This window comes from Izhakiella capsodis (assembly GCF_900115045.1).
Taxonomy (GTDB): domain Bacteria; phylum Pseudomonadota; class Gammaproteobacteria; order Enterobacterales; family Enterobacteriaceae; genus Izhakiella; species Izhakiella capsodis.
Genome location: NZ_FOVC01000003.1, coordinates 275,766 through 289,992, shown reverse-complemented (window position 1 = coordinate 289,992; position 14,227 = coordinate 275,766). Strand labels below are relative to the sequence as shown.

The window sequence follows — 14,227 nt, the reverse complement described above, 5'->3', positions numbered from 1 at the left end:
CTTTATCTGGAGCTGATGGTTACAGATATATTTGTAATTGACAAACCGTATTGCTTGTGAATAAATAACAAGAAAAATTGTAAAAATACTGAGGGATTTCCCTATGAACCATGCCTCCCTTGCTTCCTGTATTAAAGAACGCTGCAAAACATTAGGCCTTATTCAGACATCCTTAGCTGAGCGTGTTGGTATGCGTCAGCAATCTGTTCAGCACCTGAAGTCCGGGGGGGCAACCCGTACCAGCTTCATTCTTAAACTGTTGAAAGTGCTGAAATGCGAGCCTGACTGGCTATTGCAAGGTGAAAACGCAGAGCAACAAGAGGCTTAACCCATGCCTATACATTACTCCGTGGGGCTGGGTGTAGACTGGCGCGGCGGTGGCAGTTGTTCACCTCAGTGGTAAGGACAGGAGATAAGGGATGCGCGGTTCTTCTGCTGCCTTTGCTAATGCCGATGCCATTCGCGTTGAGCGTAAACGAATACATCAGCTCTGAAGGGGAGATCTACGCTCCTGCCCGGCTGACCACGGAGCGTGTCTTTGAGGATGTGCCGCTGACGGAGATTGATCCGCTGATGCTGGAGAATAGCGATGCGGGGAGCAAAGGCAGCTGTGATGAATGCTGGATCAGGGAGAAGCTGGACGCTTCGGGCGGGTGTCTCAGCCGCGCTGTACTCCGCGAGCGATGGAAGAGTGAAACGGATAAAAGTGCGGGCCAGTTTCATACGGTTTTAGGGCGAATAAAAGGGAAGGCTCACATCAGAGAACATAACGGCGTAATTAAAAACGCTGCGGGGAGAGGTGTACCGGCAGGAGGGAATAACATTGTGTAATTTTACTCATTCTCCAGAGACGACAAATCCACATAAAATTGCAAATATTATGCAATATATATGCATAACTAACCAGTTCGACGCGGCATTTATTCCCTCGGCGCAACAGCAGGCGTCACAGCGCAACAGAAAATATTGCCCGGCTGATCCCACAGAATTAACTCCATGCAACACGCGCAACATGACGACCAGCGTTGCGCCTGGGTCGTTGCGTTTTTCAATCAATATTCAGAGGCAATGCATGTGTCAAATGCAGGTGAAAGACGGGGTGATAAAAACTACAGGTTTTGAAAGGAGAACATGGTATCCGGGATTTTGACTCAATGCAGCTTTTTGCTATTCGCCGCAGTGAGACGGGATCTCAGGCGCTCCCTGCCCGTAAACAGAGAGCCGCAGGGTGGGTTTAGCAATGAAAGACAGGCGCTACGGTGTTCAAAAAAATATTCCGGATATTTGCAGAGGTAAAAAGCGATGCGCAGAAATATGCAACAAGTTTTGGAGCGCTGGGGGCGGTGGGCCGCGAGCGAAGAGTATTGTTCGCTGCTGGATTGGCCAGCGATGTCAGTCACCTGTGTACGCAAACCGAAAGCCGGTAAGTCAGGTTGCTCTGACGAGGACGGATTGGCAATTGATACCTGCGTTGCGCACATGAGCACGGTCCGGCATGCCGAAGATATCCTGATCCTGGGGCAGCGTTTCATCGGGCACTATTCGCTGCGTCAGATCGCCGAAGTGATGAAAACCGATATCAACGTTGTGAGGAGGTCCCTACAAACCTCTGAAGCGTTCCTGTCAGGGTGCCTGGTTATGCTTGGCATCAGGCTGGATATGGACCTCGAAGTTGCAGAACAGGAACCTCTTGCGTGTACACAAAAACCTGTGCTATTCTTATAGCATCTAGAATAATAATTTGATTTCACAACCTCAATTTCAAAGCCCCGCCTCTTCGGATCCGGGGCTTTTGTGTTTCCGGACAACTGAAATACAAAACGGCTGGCGCGAAACGTTTATATGACGATTTTGCTGACCCCTACCTTGCGAGGTACTGAAATTGACAACATGAAAGTGCCATTTCCGCGCAATCTTTCTATTACTTGTTAAACGTCGTTGCCACCCTGTTTCTCACTGAAGGTCGGCTCCGGCGTGCAATGCACGGAACTTTTGCTTTCTGTATTGAAGTTATTCATCGTTTACTGGCTGGGGCGTCATTCAGTTTACATACCTTATACTACAGTAAAAGTAAGCATGAGGATGGAGATGAACTAATGCGTAAAAACTCAGTTTCTGACTTTGAATTCACAGGTGTCAAACTTGCCCTGATTTATAGAGATAAAATTGTCGTTATCCGCAGGGATAATAACCCCAACATCCCTTACCCTGATATGTACGATGTTACCGGGGGAACACGCGAGGGGAATGAGACTCCAATGGAATGTGCTTTTCGTGAGGCCAGGGAGGAACTTAATTTGTCACTGACATCGGAGTTAGTTATCTGGATGAAAAACTATTCTGATCATCCGCAGGGTTATTTTATGGTGTGTAACATCGAAAGATATCACGTGGATTCGATGAGGCTGGGTAACGAAGGTCAATACATTTCGCTTATGGATTTAAATAATTTCTTGAAATCTGAAAATGTCGTTCCTTTTGTCAAAGCAAGATTGAATGACTATATAACAAGTTAGAGATAAAACAGCTCTATACATTTTAAGAGGCACTGCTCAGGCGGTGCCTTTTTTCATTTAGTATCCCGGCGTTTTTTCTACCCTCAGTCGAGTCCGGGAATATATTAGCCGAAATGCAATGAATGCTGCTGCACAGATATTCCCGGTTTATTCAGGCTATGTGAGGAACAACTATATCAGCGAAAAAGTTCGCTGATGCGTCAACCGCAATACAGGAGATGATAATAATGCAAATCAGTAATAAAGGTCTTGATTTAATCAAAGAGTTTGAAGGGTGCAGCCTTGTCGCGTATCAGGATGCTGTAGGTGTCTGGACAATTGGTTACGGCTGGACGAATCCGGTCGATGGTGTGCCCGTTCACGTAGGTATGACAATTACCCAGGCAAAGGCGGATGAGCTACTGAGTGAGGGGGTTAAGCAATATGAGAAGCCAGTAAAAGACAACGTGACATACGCACTAACTCAGTATCAGTTTGATGCACTTGTCAGTTTTACCTACAACCTGGGCGCGACCAATTTCGCCAGTTCCACGCTGTTGAAAAAACTGAATGCGGGTGAAACCCAGGTGGCAGCAGATGAGTTCCTGCGCTGGAATAAAGCCGGTGGCAAGGTACTTTTTGGTCTGCTACGCCGTCGCGCCTATGAACGTGACATGTTCCTCGGTTATACAGCCTGATTATTGTTGATTAAGATTACGGCCTGAACCGATTTTGATGGGAAGGGGCCACCCTCTTCGATATCCAGAATGCGGGGGGATAGATCTCAATATTCAAGAGCGGATAGTTTCGCGTTCCGTGAATAACCGTTTAACGTAAATATGCCGGCCAGCCAAATATGAAAAGAGACGCAGAAAGTGGCGCGGAAATTGTGAGTTTATCTGCGTTAATCGAATTTACCTCTGACTACGCTCTGAATAATAACGAACATACTTATATAAGGAACCGACGAATAGCTATTCATATCATTTAAAATAAAGGAGGTTTGTTGTGGGACAAAAAGAGACAGCCACACAGATTTGGAGTTATCTCACCAGTCGAGGTTGGACGAAGGAATCTGTTGCTGCACTGTTGGGTAATATGCAATCTGAGAGCGGAATTATTGCTGATCGATGGGAGTCAGATTATGTAGGAAATATGTCAGGCGGTTATGGCTTAGTCCAGTGGACCCCGGCATCAAAATATATTAGTTGGGCTCAATCAAGCGGTCTTCGATATCAGGATGTCATCAGTCAATGTAAAAGACTGGAGTGGGAGGTTGTTAATAATCAGCAATTCTATCATCCGTCGATGACATTTGAGCAGTTTACTCAGAGCAGGCAATCACCTGAATATCTGGCGGATGTGTTTATACGTTACTATGAACGCCCGCTAAATCCGAATCAGCCTGCAAGGCAAACGCAGGCTCGCTATTGGTTCGACTTGCTAAATAAACTATCACCTAATGTGAAAACAGGAGAAACCACGATGCAATGTATTTATTGGAAACCAAATGCAAAGGGAACGGGTAATGATGGGTATTATTTTAATGGCGTCAGCTCAAAATATATTCCACATCCAGATTCAGTATCAATCTTGAAAACCATTTATAAAGATAACAATGGCAAGGACATTCCTGAATATCACTGGGTAAACAAAGCGCCATGGTGGATTAGGTTAGAAGCTGTTTGTGTAAAACAATAATTCATAGTCTATGCCCTCCTCCCGGAGGGCAAATTTACACAGTAAAAAAGACTTGGTTTCTGCCTGAGAGCTGGCGTTATTTCTTGCGAATGCCGCCCATGTGGGGAGGTGGAGATAATGAAAATGGATAAATACAGTTCCCAGATATCGTACTGGGTTGCCTCGATTTTAGCCGCCGCCGGGGCCATGACTTTACAGGATTGGGCCGTGCTGGTGGGGATTTTCGTGGCGATTGGTACCTTCGGTGTCAACTGGTACTACAAGCGCAAGTTGGTTAATAAGTTAACGGCTGCCGGCTATGACAAAAAAAAGGCGAGAGCGGCTTACCGGGCAATGAGCGAATGAGGCCACTATGTCAGCAAAAATGAAAACGAGTCTTGCTGGTGGCATGTGCTTCGTGGCGGTGATTATCGGAATGGTCATCGACAAAGGCCAGGTCCGCACCAATCAGCGGGGTCTTGAGCTTATCGGGAATGCTGAAGGGTGCAGGCGTGACCCGTATCATTGCCCGGCCGGTATCCTGACCGATGGTATCGGTAATACTCACGGCGTTAAACCCGGCATCCATAAAGCGGATAAGCAGATTGCCGTCGACTGGGAGAATAATATACTCGTCGCCGAGCGTTGCGTTAATCGTTATGCCAACGGTGCAAAGTTGCCGGAGAATGCATTTTCCGCCGCCGTAGAGATCACGTTCAATGTGGGCTGCCCGACCATGCAGAAATCAACGATGTTCCGTTTATTCCGACAGGGAAAGTTAGTCGCGGCATGTAACGAGCTACCGCGCTGGGTGTATGCCAACGGGAAAAAACTAAACGGACTGGTTACCCGGCGTGCGGAATCTGAGGCACTCTGCCTGGAGGGGGCGAAATGATTATCCCATTACGTCCGGGACAGATTGTGACGGGTCTGACGGTTTCAGTCATTATCGTTCTGGCGATACTGGCGTCTCACTACCGCAGTAATTACTACAAGGCGATTAAAAAGCAGCGTGAGTTTGTACAACTGGCAGAGGCCCGGCTGAATACGATAAATAACATGCAGCGCCAGCAGCGTGAAGTTGCCGCGCTTGATGCTAAATACATGAAGGAGTTGAATAATGCCAGACATGAAAATGATCGTCTTCGCGACGATGTGGCCACTGGCCGTCACCGGCTGCGTATCAAAGGCACCTGCTGTGTGCCCGAAACCTCCGCAAGTTCCGGCATGGGCAATGGAGGTACCGTCGAACTCAGTCGGGAAACTGGATCAACTCTTTTCGATATCAGAGCAGAAATAATTAACGATCAACATAAATTACGTTTTCTGCAGGATTATATAAGGTATCAGTGCCAGTAAAATACAGTCTGCAGATAATAAAATACCATGCCTGATTTTTCTTTGAATTTTCTTATAGTTATTAATTTGTGCAGTAATTATTTAAAATATCACGCTGAGTGTTTGATAAATTTAATATTCAATTCTCTTATTGCGCGACTGTTAATCGTTAGCGCGTAAAGCAGGGTTTGCTGAGAGTGATGTTTAAATATTAAAGTAATTCATAGGACATGCCGCTCAGTGACTGAGTTATATTAAAAATGTCATTATTAAATTATTTTTGCCACACCAGAAAATGTAGGTTATTTAAATTTTATCAACTGTGTGCAGGAGAATGTATGTCTATTTTTAACAAAATTAATTTCTATAAAAAAACTGTTCCGGAAATCTTTGAACAGAATGTGAAAGCGCCTGATGATGCTAAGGTCGTGATAATCGGCTCGGGATTTGGTGGGGCAGTTACCGCATTAAGACTGGCAGAAGCAGGTATTAAGTCCGTTGTTTTAGAGCGAGGGTTCCGCTGGCCAAAAGATGACCAGAGGAAGATTTTCACCAATGAAACACTGCCTGACGGCAGAGGGTTTTGGCATAAAAAAGGATTTTTTAAAGCGTTGAACACACTGCCAGTTTCGGTGGATGATTTTGGTGGGGTTGTTGACGTAACCAGCTATGAAAATATTGATGTCTGGAGAGGCGCATGCGTAGGTGGTGGCTCCATGGTTTATACCGGGGTGATGATTCAGCCGGAGCGTCAATATTTTGACCAGCTTTTCGAAGGAAGGGTTGATTATGATGAGATGAGCAATATTTTCTATCCAAAAGTAAGGAAAGCGCTTGAACTGAGCAAAATCCCCGATGATATCTATGAAAGTTCTCCTTTTGGTCATTCACGCGTATGGGATGAACAGTCCCGTAAAGCAGGATACGAACCTTATAAAGTGGATTCTGTTTTCAATGAAAATATTTTAAGGAAAGAACTGGATGGTGAATGCAGAGCGTCGGCTATTATAGGTGAAAGTACTTTAGGTAACAGCGATGGAGCAAAGTTTGACCTGACCCAGAATTATCTCCTGGATGCTGAATATTCAGGAATGACTGCGATATATCCTGGGCAAATAGTGGATAGCATTATTTCAGATGATGATGGATATCGTATTCAGGTGAAAAATACCGATCCGGAGGGTAACATTCTAGAATGCTATAATATTAAGTGTGATTACATATTTTTTGCTGCTGGATCAATCGGTACCTCTGAATTGCTAGTGAAAGCAAAAGCGCTTAATACTATCAAGGGAATGAATGAACATGTTGGAAAAGGATGGGGAACCAACGGTGATGCACTTGTTGTACGCTCTTTCAGTCAGCTAAAAGGCCTGACTCAGGCTGCACCCTGTGTATCAAAAATAGATGACGCTACTTCATCTGCAATGCCGGCCACACTTGAAAATTGGTATGCACCCGGGATACCGGTGAATATTGGGATCGCGGGTTCACTGGGGATGGCTTTTGATTTAAAAAATCGGGCAGAATTTAAATACAACGAGGAAAGTGATTCAGTTGATTTATTGTGGCCTGAAAACGGAAATGATGAAGCCGTTGATGCGATAAGAAAGGTTAATAATAAAATATGCCGTGAATCGCTCAGCATCCCCGGAGTACCCCTTCTGGTTCCCGATGTATCGGCCTCTTTTACTGCTCATCCGCTCGGCGGCATGGTACTTGGCATGGCGACTGATAATTACGGCAGAATTCATGGGGCGAAAAACCTTTATGTAATGGATGGCGCTGCTCTCCCCGGGAGTGCCGGGTTGGTAAACCCTTCTTTAACAATAGCGGCTCTGGCAGAAAGGAACATTCAGGAAATCATTAAAAATGACTTTCCTGATGAGTCTGTCATTTAAACAAAAGATTGCCTGCTGTCCTGATGAAGCAGGCTTAACCAGATAAATACACATTACCGATATTGCTGATACGCAATACGTTGTGCGGAGAAAGGATCATGTTTTCTTAATAAGATGAAAGAGGGTTTATCACGGTTAAGAAAATTAAAACTGATCCTGAAAAGTGGTAGTCATTATGTCAGCCTGCGGGCGGTCAGCGTCAGTCTGGTTCTAATCTCATCAAGCAGAAAACCCATAACAAAATCGCGGGTGGATATCGGGTAAATGTTGCAGAAGGGCACTTATGTGGTGGAGGAAAATTATGTCAGGCAATCTCTTTAATGCGACTGCATGGAGGAGTGGCAGCAGATGGCTATCTGGATTCGATTTATGTCTCATCTTTTAAACGAAGCCGGCAAATCGAAGGCGCAGAATCACCCGCCTGGATCGCTGGCATCTGTTCTTTGCTCTGAGGCTGTAAACTATGCTGGATAACGAGGTTTATACCGCCATCCGGCAACAGATACTGGTGCAAATGAATGACGCGGGATTTTCGCTGCCGGTTGTTGCCGGGTATCAGCCGATGAAACAGCAACAGGACGCACATTCAGTATTTTTTTTCCTGTTAGTGAGACAGGACGTGGATGGCCGGTGCGCAGCTATCAGGTGGTTGACGACGATGCGAACCACAAAGAAATCCAGTTAGTTGAAAAAACACTGCAGGTTCAGGGGCAGGTATCAGATAGCGATAAGTTCACGGCCACTGATCTTATTGCGACGGTTCGAATGATAGTGAACTCACTGTTTTTTGTTGATGCACTAAAAAAACACCGGGTAGGGGTACAGCGCGCTTCTGATATCCGAACCCCCTATTTTCTTAATGATCAGGGAGATTACCAACAAAGCCCCTCATTTGATTTTAATGTCACATTTCACCGCGAAATACGCCTGAACACCAAAGCAGTAACAGCGCTTTATCCTGATATTTATCGTATTTAATCAAGGTTTAACTATGCCAATTAAACAAACACGCTATGTCAGCATTGCGAGTGCGGTCATTGGCGCGTCTTCTGTACCGATGCGCAAACTGACGGGTCGCATATTTTCTCAACATGCAAAAATTCCAGCGGATGATGTGCTGGAACTCTCCAGCGCTCAGATTGATCAGTTTCTGGAGGCGAACTCTCCTGAAGCGAATTTTGCCCGACAATATTTCAGCTACACCAGTCCGGCTCCTGTTAATAAACCGAGGGCGTTGCAGGTCGCACCCTACAATCCGACCGGTCGTGCGCCAACTCTTTCGGGAGGCGATGCGGCCAGTCTGGATGCGTTGAAGGCGATCGCCAGCGGAACACTTAAGCTGACTATCGGTAATATCAGTAAAGTGCTGACCGCGATCGATCTTTCCAGTGTGATGGCCTATGCCGACGTTGCCTCGGCGATCCAAAAAAAGCTCAATGCTGAATCTGAACCCGCTTTTGCTTCTGCCAGAGTGTCCTTCATGGCCTCCGGCAGCACGTTTGAAATCAATGGCGGCGTGCCGGAGCAAGCCAGCATCAGCGTTGAGTCTTCCGCGCTCGCCGATGCGATGGGGTTGTCCCTCGGACAATCTCTACCGGGGAGTGCCGCACAAACCCCGCTTGAAGCCTTCATCGCGGCAGAGAACATCTCGGATTCATTCGGCAGTGCGACGTTCATTGACCCTTTAACGTGCGATCAGGCCGTTGTCCTTGCCCAATATGTGGCAGGTGAGAACGTGAAATACCAGTTACATCTGCATGTTTCCGCTGCGGATGCGGAGGCTTTCAGCGCGGCGCTGATCGGCACGGCGTCAACAGCGCTGAATCTTAAAACTGAGGATAACTTTTATGCTCAGGCGTTACCTATGGCGGTACTGGCGGCAACGGACTATGACCGCACAAACGCTACCACCAACTATATGTTTCGCCAGTTTGGCGTGACGTTCCCGTCACAGGTAACCACGGATCTGGATGCCGATAAGCTGGATAAGTTGCGCGTCAACTATTATGGAGAAACGGCGGTCGCAGGTTCACATATTGCGTTTTATCAACGTGGTTTTCTGTGCGGGCCGGATACCGCCCCACTGGACATGAGCGTTCATGCCAATGAGCAGTGGTTAAAAGCCTGGATTGCACAACAGTGGCTTTCGTTACTGCTGGCGACGCGTGGCGTCCCTGCCAACCGCGATGGTGAGGCCAGAGCAATGATGGTTCTCGCCGGCGCAGTGACCAAAGCGGTGGATAACGGCACCATTCTTCCCGGTAAGACACTATCAGATGCACAGAAACTCGCCGTCGTTGATGCGTCTGGCGACGATTTAGCCTGGCACGATATTCAGGATAAGGGCTACTGGTACAACGTACAGATCGTTGAAAATACCGGGCCGTCTGGTTCGCCGGAATACATGATGAAATATGTGTTGCTTTACGGTAAAGGCGACTGGGTACGTAAAATCGAAGGCTCTCACAACCTGGTGTAAGGAATAAATAATGAATGATGTATCCGCAACCGGTCTTAGCCTGCTGGTGCAGGCAAGCCAGACCTTTCCGTCAGGGATATTGCTAACGGCTTTCGCCGATGATGGCGATCCATTCGATTTGCCGACTGTCGATATCGCTAAAACCGGTATGGATATCAATGGCAATCTGGTGTGCTGGTCAACGCCCACCCCGCAGACGGTGACGATAAGCGTGCTGCCGGGCAGTGAAGAAGATCAGAATCTGGCGATCCTGTTGGAAGCTAACACGGCCAAACGTGGCCGCAGACATGCCGGAGATAACATTACGCTGGTGGCGTCCTACGGTGACGGCGCGACCACGACCGCGCGTAACGGGAAAATTACCAACGGCAGTCGGGGGAATTCTGCGACCAGCGCCGGGCGTCTTAAATCAAAGGTGTATACCTTTGTATTTCAGGACTTTGACTGTACGCGCGTTCGTTAACCTTCAGGCGGAATATTCCCGCCTTTCTATTGAGGTCATTATGCTGATTAAGCCAAAAGATATTGAAATAAAGGATGTTGACGGGGAGATGCACGCCTTTGTGATCAGTCGTTTACCCGCCACGCTGGGGCGTGAAATCCTGGCAAAATATCCGCTGTCAAACGCCCCTAAAATTGGCGACTACGAAATAAGCAAAGAAGCCATGCTAAAAATGATGGCCCATGTGGCGGTAATGCGCGATGGTGCGGAAATCTGTCTGAAAACTCAGACGCTGATTGATAACCATGTCCCGGACGGTGAAGCACTGATCCGTCTTGAGCTTGCTATGTTGAGGTACAACACCAGTTTTTTCGGCAACGCCGGGAGCAACGCTTTCCTGCCCTACCTGCTGGGCAAAATCAGCGATTCACTCCCGTCGATTATAAAAACGCTGATGGATTCTTTGCAGTCATCATCTCAGAAAAACTCGCCAGCTTCACCGAGCTCAAAACCTCTATAGATTTGGAGGAGGCGATGGACTTGTGGGAAATCGCTGTGACCAACCGCTATAACGAGGCGCTTGCCGCCGCAGGAAACCGATAATGCCGCTATTAGATGCCTTTGTGCAGGTGTATGAATTCGACACCCGGCAGGCTGATGCTGATTTTGATCATGTTCAGCATGCTATCGACGATATGATTGAGGGGATGAAACAGGCGCAAAATACCGGCGATAACGCCGCAAAAGTCGTCAGTAAATTTGCCGGCAGTGTGGAAGCCGGCATGGCGGTATTAGCTCAGAAAGCCCTTGGGTTGTTTGGCAAATTGTTGGATGTGTCATCACTCTTTAGCGACACCGCACTACGCGCACAGGAAGTTGAAGCGCTTGATCAGTTGAGTAAAAAATTAAACATGTCGGCGGCTGATGTGGATGCGTTTGCCGGCTCAGTTGCCGCGCTTGGCGGGACCAGAGAAAACGCGCAGGCGGATCTGACGGCGATGGCAAAAGCCTTTGGCGACACAACCGACTCGATGGAAAAAATTCTTGCGACAGCCGATGAAGTCAAGGGGATGAGCTTTGATGACGCGAAATCACGCCTTGCAGACTTTGGCGTGACGGACGACAAAACCATTGAGTTGATGATGAAAGGCCGCCAAGAGATGGCGCACATGATGAGCCTGCAAGAAGAGTACGCGAGCATCAATAAAGAGAGTATTGATCAGTCTCTGCGCTTCAACCAGGCCATGCGTGATTTAACGCAATCCTCCGTCCAGTTAAAAAACAGCTTTCTCGATAGGGTATTGCCGTTTCTGACTCAGGGCATGGAATGGCTGCGTCAATTTGTGCTGTTTTGCCAGCAGAATAAGAATCTGGTCAGCGGTTTTTTTCTTGCGATTGGTGCGGCGGTTGCCGCCTACTACGTGCCACCGATGCTGGTTGCGGCTGCTGCTACGCTGGCAGCAACCTGGCCGATACTCGCCATTATTGGCGTGATTGCTTTGCTTGCCGCCGCGTTCGCGCTGGTTTACGACGACATCATGAATTTTATCGACGGTAATGATTCGATGATCGGCCGCCTTCTCGATGCTTATCCCACACTTAAACAGGCCATTATGCTGCTGTGGGACGCATTCAAATTTCTGTTTGACTCCCTCACAGACACCGTGAATTTCGTTGCGGATACGGTGGTGGACGCTTACAGCAAAATGAATAACGGCCTGAACCAGTTTATTGGCTGGTTGTTGAACTCAGTAAACAGCCTGATTAAATGGGGATCACAATTTGGCAGCGTATTCGATCAGGTTGCGAATGCGGTTGTAGGCATATTCAGCTGGATGTGGGCGCAAGTGCAGAAGGTGATCGGCTGGATAAATGGCGGTCTGGATACAATTCAGAAAGGCTGGTCAAAAGTGAAGGGCTGGTTCGGTGCTGATGACGAAAAAGAACTCACCGTAGAGCGCAAAATCAGCGCTGAGGGAGAGGTAACGCACCGTATTCCCGAAGCTGAACGTCCCTTACCACAGCGGGATACTCAGAATATGGTCGAGCAGGGAAAAGCTCTGATTGCAGCAGCGAATAATCATCCCCTCAACTCCGTGACCAGCCAGGCAATCAGCAATAGTGCCAGCCTGAAGAATGAAACCACCCTGAATATCGGTGAAGTGAGGGTTGAAACAAAGGCAACCGATGCGGCAGGTATGGCGGCAGGCGCTAAAGAGGCGTTTCTGGAGCAGTTGCAGGATTTTGGGCAACAAACGCAAACGGGGCTGGCTATATGATCACTGACGTAAAAATCTTTGATATCGATAATTTTACCACGCTGTATGCCACCGCAAGCCCCATAAAAATCACTGTCAATGATGTGCGCAAGGCCACCATTTTTCAGGTCGAGTCAGGGGAAAATCGCAGCGATCATGTTGTTGTGCAGGCCGTAGAGATTAGCATGGACCTGATTTTGTCCGGTGATATCAACACTGTTTTTGGCCTGATGCAGCAAGCCTGGGAGCATAACAAGCTAGTGGGTATTCAGACCAAAGTCAAAATCTATCAACCTATGCTGCTCACTGATTTCAGTCACGACGAAAGCGTAGAAATGATCGATGCTATTCAGCTGTCTTTGCACTTCACCGAATGGCGTAGTGTGACCCCCGAATACGGCGCGCTTCCGCCAAAAAAAGTGCAGAAGCCGTCACAGTCCAGCACCGTCAAAAGGGGGTGTGCGCAGACCAAAGCTGTCTCAAAAGAACGGAAGAGTTCGTTGCTTGTCAGGCTAGCCGGAGGAAAAACAATGCGTGAAATACCGTTAAATCCGGTGCCAAACCAGCGCCTGCAAATCATCGTTGCGGATAATCTCTGGGATCTGACGATCAAAGCCGCGCGGAAGATGATGGTGTGCGATATTCGCTGCAATGAGAAGGTTGTCATGCTGGCAACCAGAGCGACAGCCGATGCGCCCTTGATCCCCTATACCCACCTGGCATTAGCCGGAAATTTTGCCTTTATCACCGAACAGGATGCCTTGCCCTGGTATGAAGCGTTCGGCAAAACGCAGAGCCTGATATTCTGGGGGCCAGATGATTGATTTACGACGGATCAGAGTAGGGATTGAGGTCAGCGGGCGCATGCAGTGGTACGAGGGGATGCGAGTACAGGCCAGCGGTACCAAATATGCGAATCCTTTGCAGAATGAATGCACCGTCAGTATTGATGGCCTGAATGCTACTACCCGCAATTGGCTTCTGACGGAAACCAGCCCTTATAACAAACGCAAACAGCCCGCCCGGCTAATACTGGAAGCTGGTCGGATAAGTACCGGCGTTTTTCGCCTTTTTTTCGGCGATATTGTCAGTGCTGAATCCTCCAGCCCGCCTGACGTGACATTATCGCTGAAAGCAAAAACGGGTAACGGCAGTGCCAGGGATATTGTGACAACGTCCTTCGGTGCCATGAGTAAGCTAAGTGACATCGCCGCAAGGATTGCACGAGACTGCGGTGTGCGGCTGGACTTTCAGGCGACGGATAAATATGTCGCTAACTGGTATTTTTGTGGCGCTACGCTGAAGCTGGTGGAGCGGTTGCAGGATGCGGGTGGCGTAAAAGCCTTTATTGATGATGATGTTCTGTATGTGAAGGATGCGGATAAAGCAGTCAAAGGGCGGATCAAGATCGTTAACCAGAATTCCGGGATGGTCGGGTTGCCCAAAGGCACCGAAAAAGGTCTCGACGTGAGCTGGCTTATCGACGGCGAATCCAGCCTGGGTGGTACATTACGGCTGGAGAGTAAATTCAATCCCACGTTGAACGGTGATTACCTTATCGAGCAGCTTAAATTCAATATCGCGTCACACGACAATCCCTTCTTCTATCAGGCCACCTGTAAACGGGTTTAACC

Annotated in this window: 16 protein-coding genes and 2 pseudogenes; all 18 read left to right on the top strand. The window is 47.9% G+C overall.

Annotation, left to right across the window (positions count from 1 at the left end; all coding sequences use genetic code 11):
* The first annotated feature begins 103 nt into the window (after positions 1–103).
* Positions 104–328 (top strand): helix-turn-helix domain-containing protein, encoded by a 225-nt coding sequence (locus tag BM191_RS07390; protein WP_092876678.1) that lies wholly within the window; start codon positions 104–106, stop codon positions 326–328.
* Between the two features lie 137 nt (positions 329–465).
* Positions 466–831, top strand: a complete 366-nt coding sequence (locus tag BM191_RS07385; protein ID WP_143088799.1) for a hypothetical protein — start codon at positions 466–468, stop codon at positions 829–831.
* Between the two features lie 483 nt (positions 832–1,314).
* Positions 1,315–1,725: an antiterminator Q family protein gene (locus BM191_RS07380; protein WP_230479540.1), complete on the top strand. Its 411-nt coding sequence runs from the start codon at positions 1,315–1,317 to the stop codon at positions 1,723–1,725.
* 371 nt (positions 1,726–2,096) lie between these two features.
* Positions 2,097–2,516, top strand: coding sequence for an NUDIX domain-containing protein (locus tag BM191_RS07375; protein ID WP_177203307.1), 420 nt, complete (start codon positions 2,097–2,099; stop codon positions 2,514–2,516).
* Positions 2,517–2,743: 227 nt separating this feature from the next.
* A complete protein-coding gene (locus BM191_RS07370; RefSeq protein ID WP_092876670.1) occupies positions 2,744–3,193 on the top strand; it encodes a lysozyme in 450 nt (149 codons plus the stop codon).
* A 310-nt stretch (positions 3,194–3,503) separates the two neighbouring features.
* Positions 3,504–4,196 (top strand): phage tail tip lysozyme, encoded by a 693-nt coding sequence (locus tag BM191_RS07365; RefSeq protein ID WP_092876668.1) that lies wholly within the window; start codon positions 3,504–3,506, stop codon positions 4,194–4,196.
* Positions 4,197–4,313: 117 nt separating this feature from the next.
* Complete coding sequence (locus BM191_RS07360) at positions 4,314–4,541, top strand: HP1 family phage holin (protein WP_092876665.1); 228 nt, start codon at positions 4,314–4,316, stop codon at positions 4,539–4,541.
* 7 nt (positions 4,542–4,548) lie between these two features.
* Positions 4,549–5,070 (top strand): lysozyme, encoded by a 522-nt coding sequence (locus BM191_RS07355; RefSeq protein ID WP_092876663.1) that lies wholly within the window; start codon positions 4,549–4,551, stop codon positions 5,068–5,070.
* Entirely contained in the window at positions 5,067–5,534 is a 468-nt protein-coding gene (locus BM191_RS07350; RefSeq protein ID WP_092876661.1) for a lysis protein, read from the top strand. The genes BM191_RS07355 and BM191_RS07350 overlap by 4 nt, the downstream gene beginning before the upstream one ends.
* A 317-nt stretch (positions 5,535–5,851) precedes the next feature.
* On the top strand, positions 5,852–7,414 hold the full coding sequence (locus BM191_RS07345) for a GMC oxidoreductase (RefSeq protein ID WP_230479539.1): 1,563 nt from the start codon (positions 5,852–5,854) through the stop codon (positions 7,412–7,414).
* A gap of 463 nt (positions 7,415–7,877) precedes the next feature.
* Positions 7,878–8,392, top strand: a pseudogene (locus tag BM191_RS07340) (phage gateway protein).
* Between the two features lie 13 nt (positions 8,393–8,405).
* Positions 8,406–9,893 (top strand): DUF3383 domain-containing protein, encoded by a 1,488-nt coding sequence (locus tag BM191_RS07335; protein WP_092876659.1) that lies wholly within the window; start codon positions 8,406–8,408, stop codon positions 9,891–9,893.
* 10 nt (positions 9,894–9,903) lie between these two features.
* The gene (locus BM191_RS07330) at positions 9,904–10,356 is read left to right on the top strand and encodes a phage tail fiber protein (protein WP_092876657.1); all 453 of its coding nucleotides are present in this window, start codon (positions 9,904–9,906) and stop codon (positions 10,354–10,356) included.
* 40 nt (positions 10,357–10,396) lie between these two features.
* Complete coding sequence (locus BM191_RS07325; RefSeq protein ID WP_092876655.1) at positions 10,397–10,855, top strand: hypothetical protein; 459 nt, start codon at positions 10,397–10,399, stop codon at positions 10,853–10,855.
* Between the two features lie 82 nt (positions 10,856–10,937).
* The gene (locus BM191_RS07320; protein ID WP_092876652.1) at positions 10,938–12,614 is read left to right on the top strand and encodes a hypothetical protein; all 1,677 of its coding nucleotides are present in this window, start codon (positions 10,938–10,940) and stop codon (positions 12,612–12,614) included.
* Positions 12,611–13,117, top strand: a pseudogene (locus BM191_RS07315) (phage baseplate protein); the annotation flags it as partial. The gene BM191_RS07320 and the pseudogene BM191_RS07315, both read left to right, overlap by 4 nt.
* 6 nt (positions 13,118–13,123) lie before the next feature.
* Positions 13,124–13,417, top strand: a complete 294-nt coding sequence (locus tag BM191_RS17635; protein WP_092876775.1) for a phage baseplate plug family protein — start codon at positions 13,124–13,126, stop codon at positions 13,415–13,417.
* Complete coding sequence (locus BM191_RS07305) at positions 13,410–14,225, top strand: baseplate hub protein (RefSeq protein WP_092876650.1); 816 nt, start codon at positions 13,410–13,412, stop codon at positions 14,223–14,225. Before BM191_RS17635 ends, BM191_RS07305 begins: the two co-directional genes overlap by 8 nt.
* Positions 14,226–14,227: the final 2 nt, after the last annotated feature.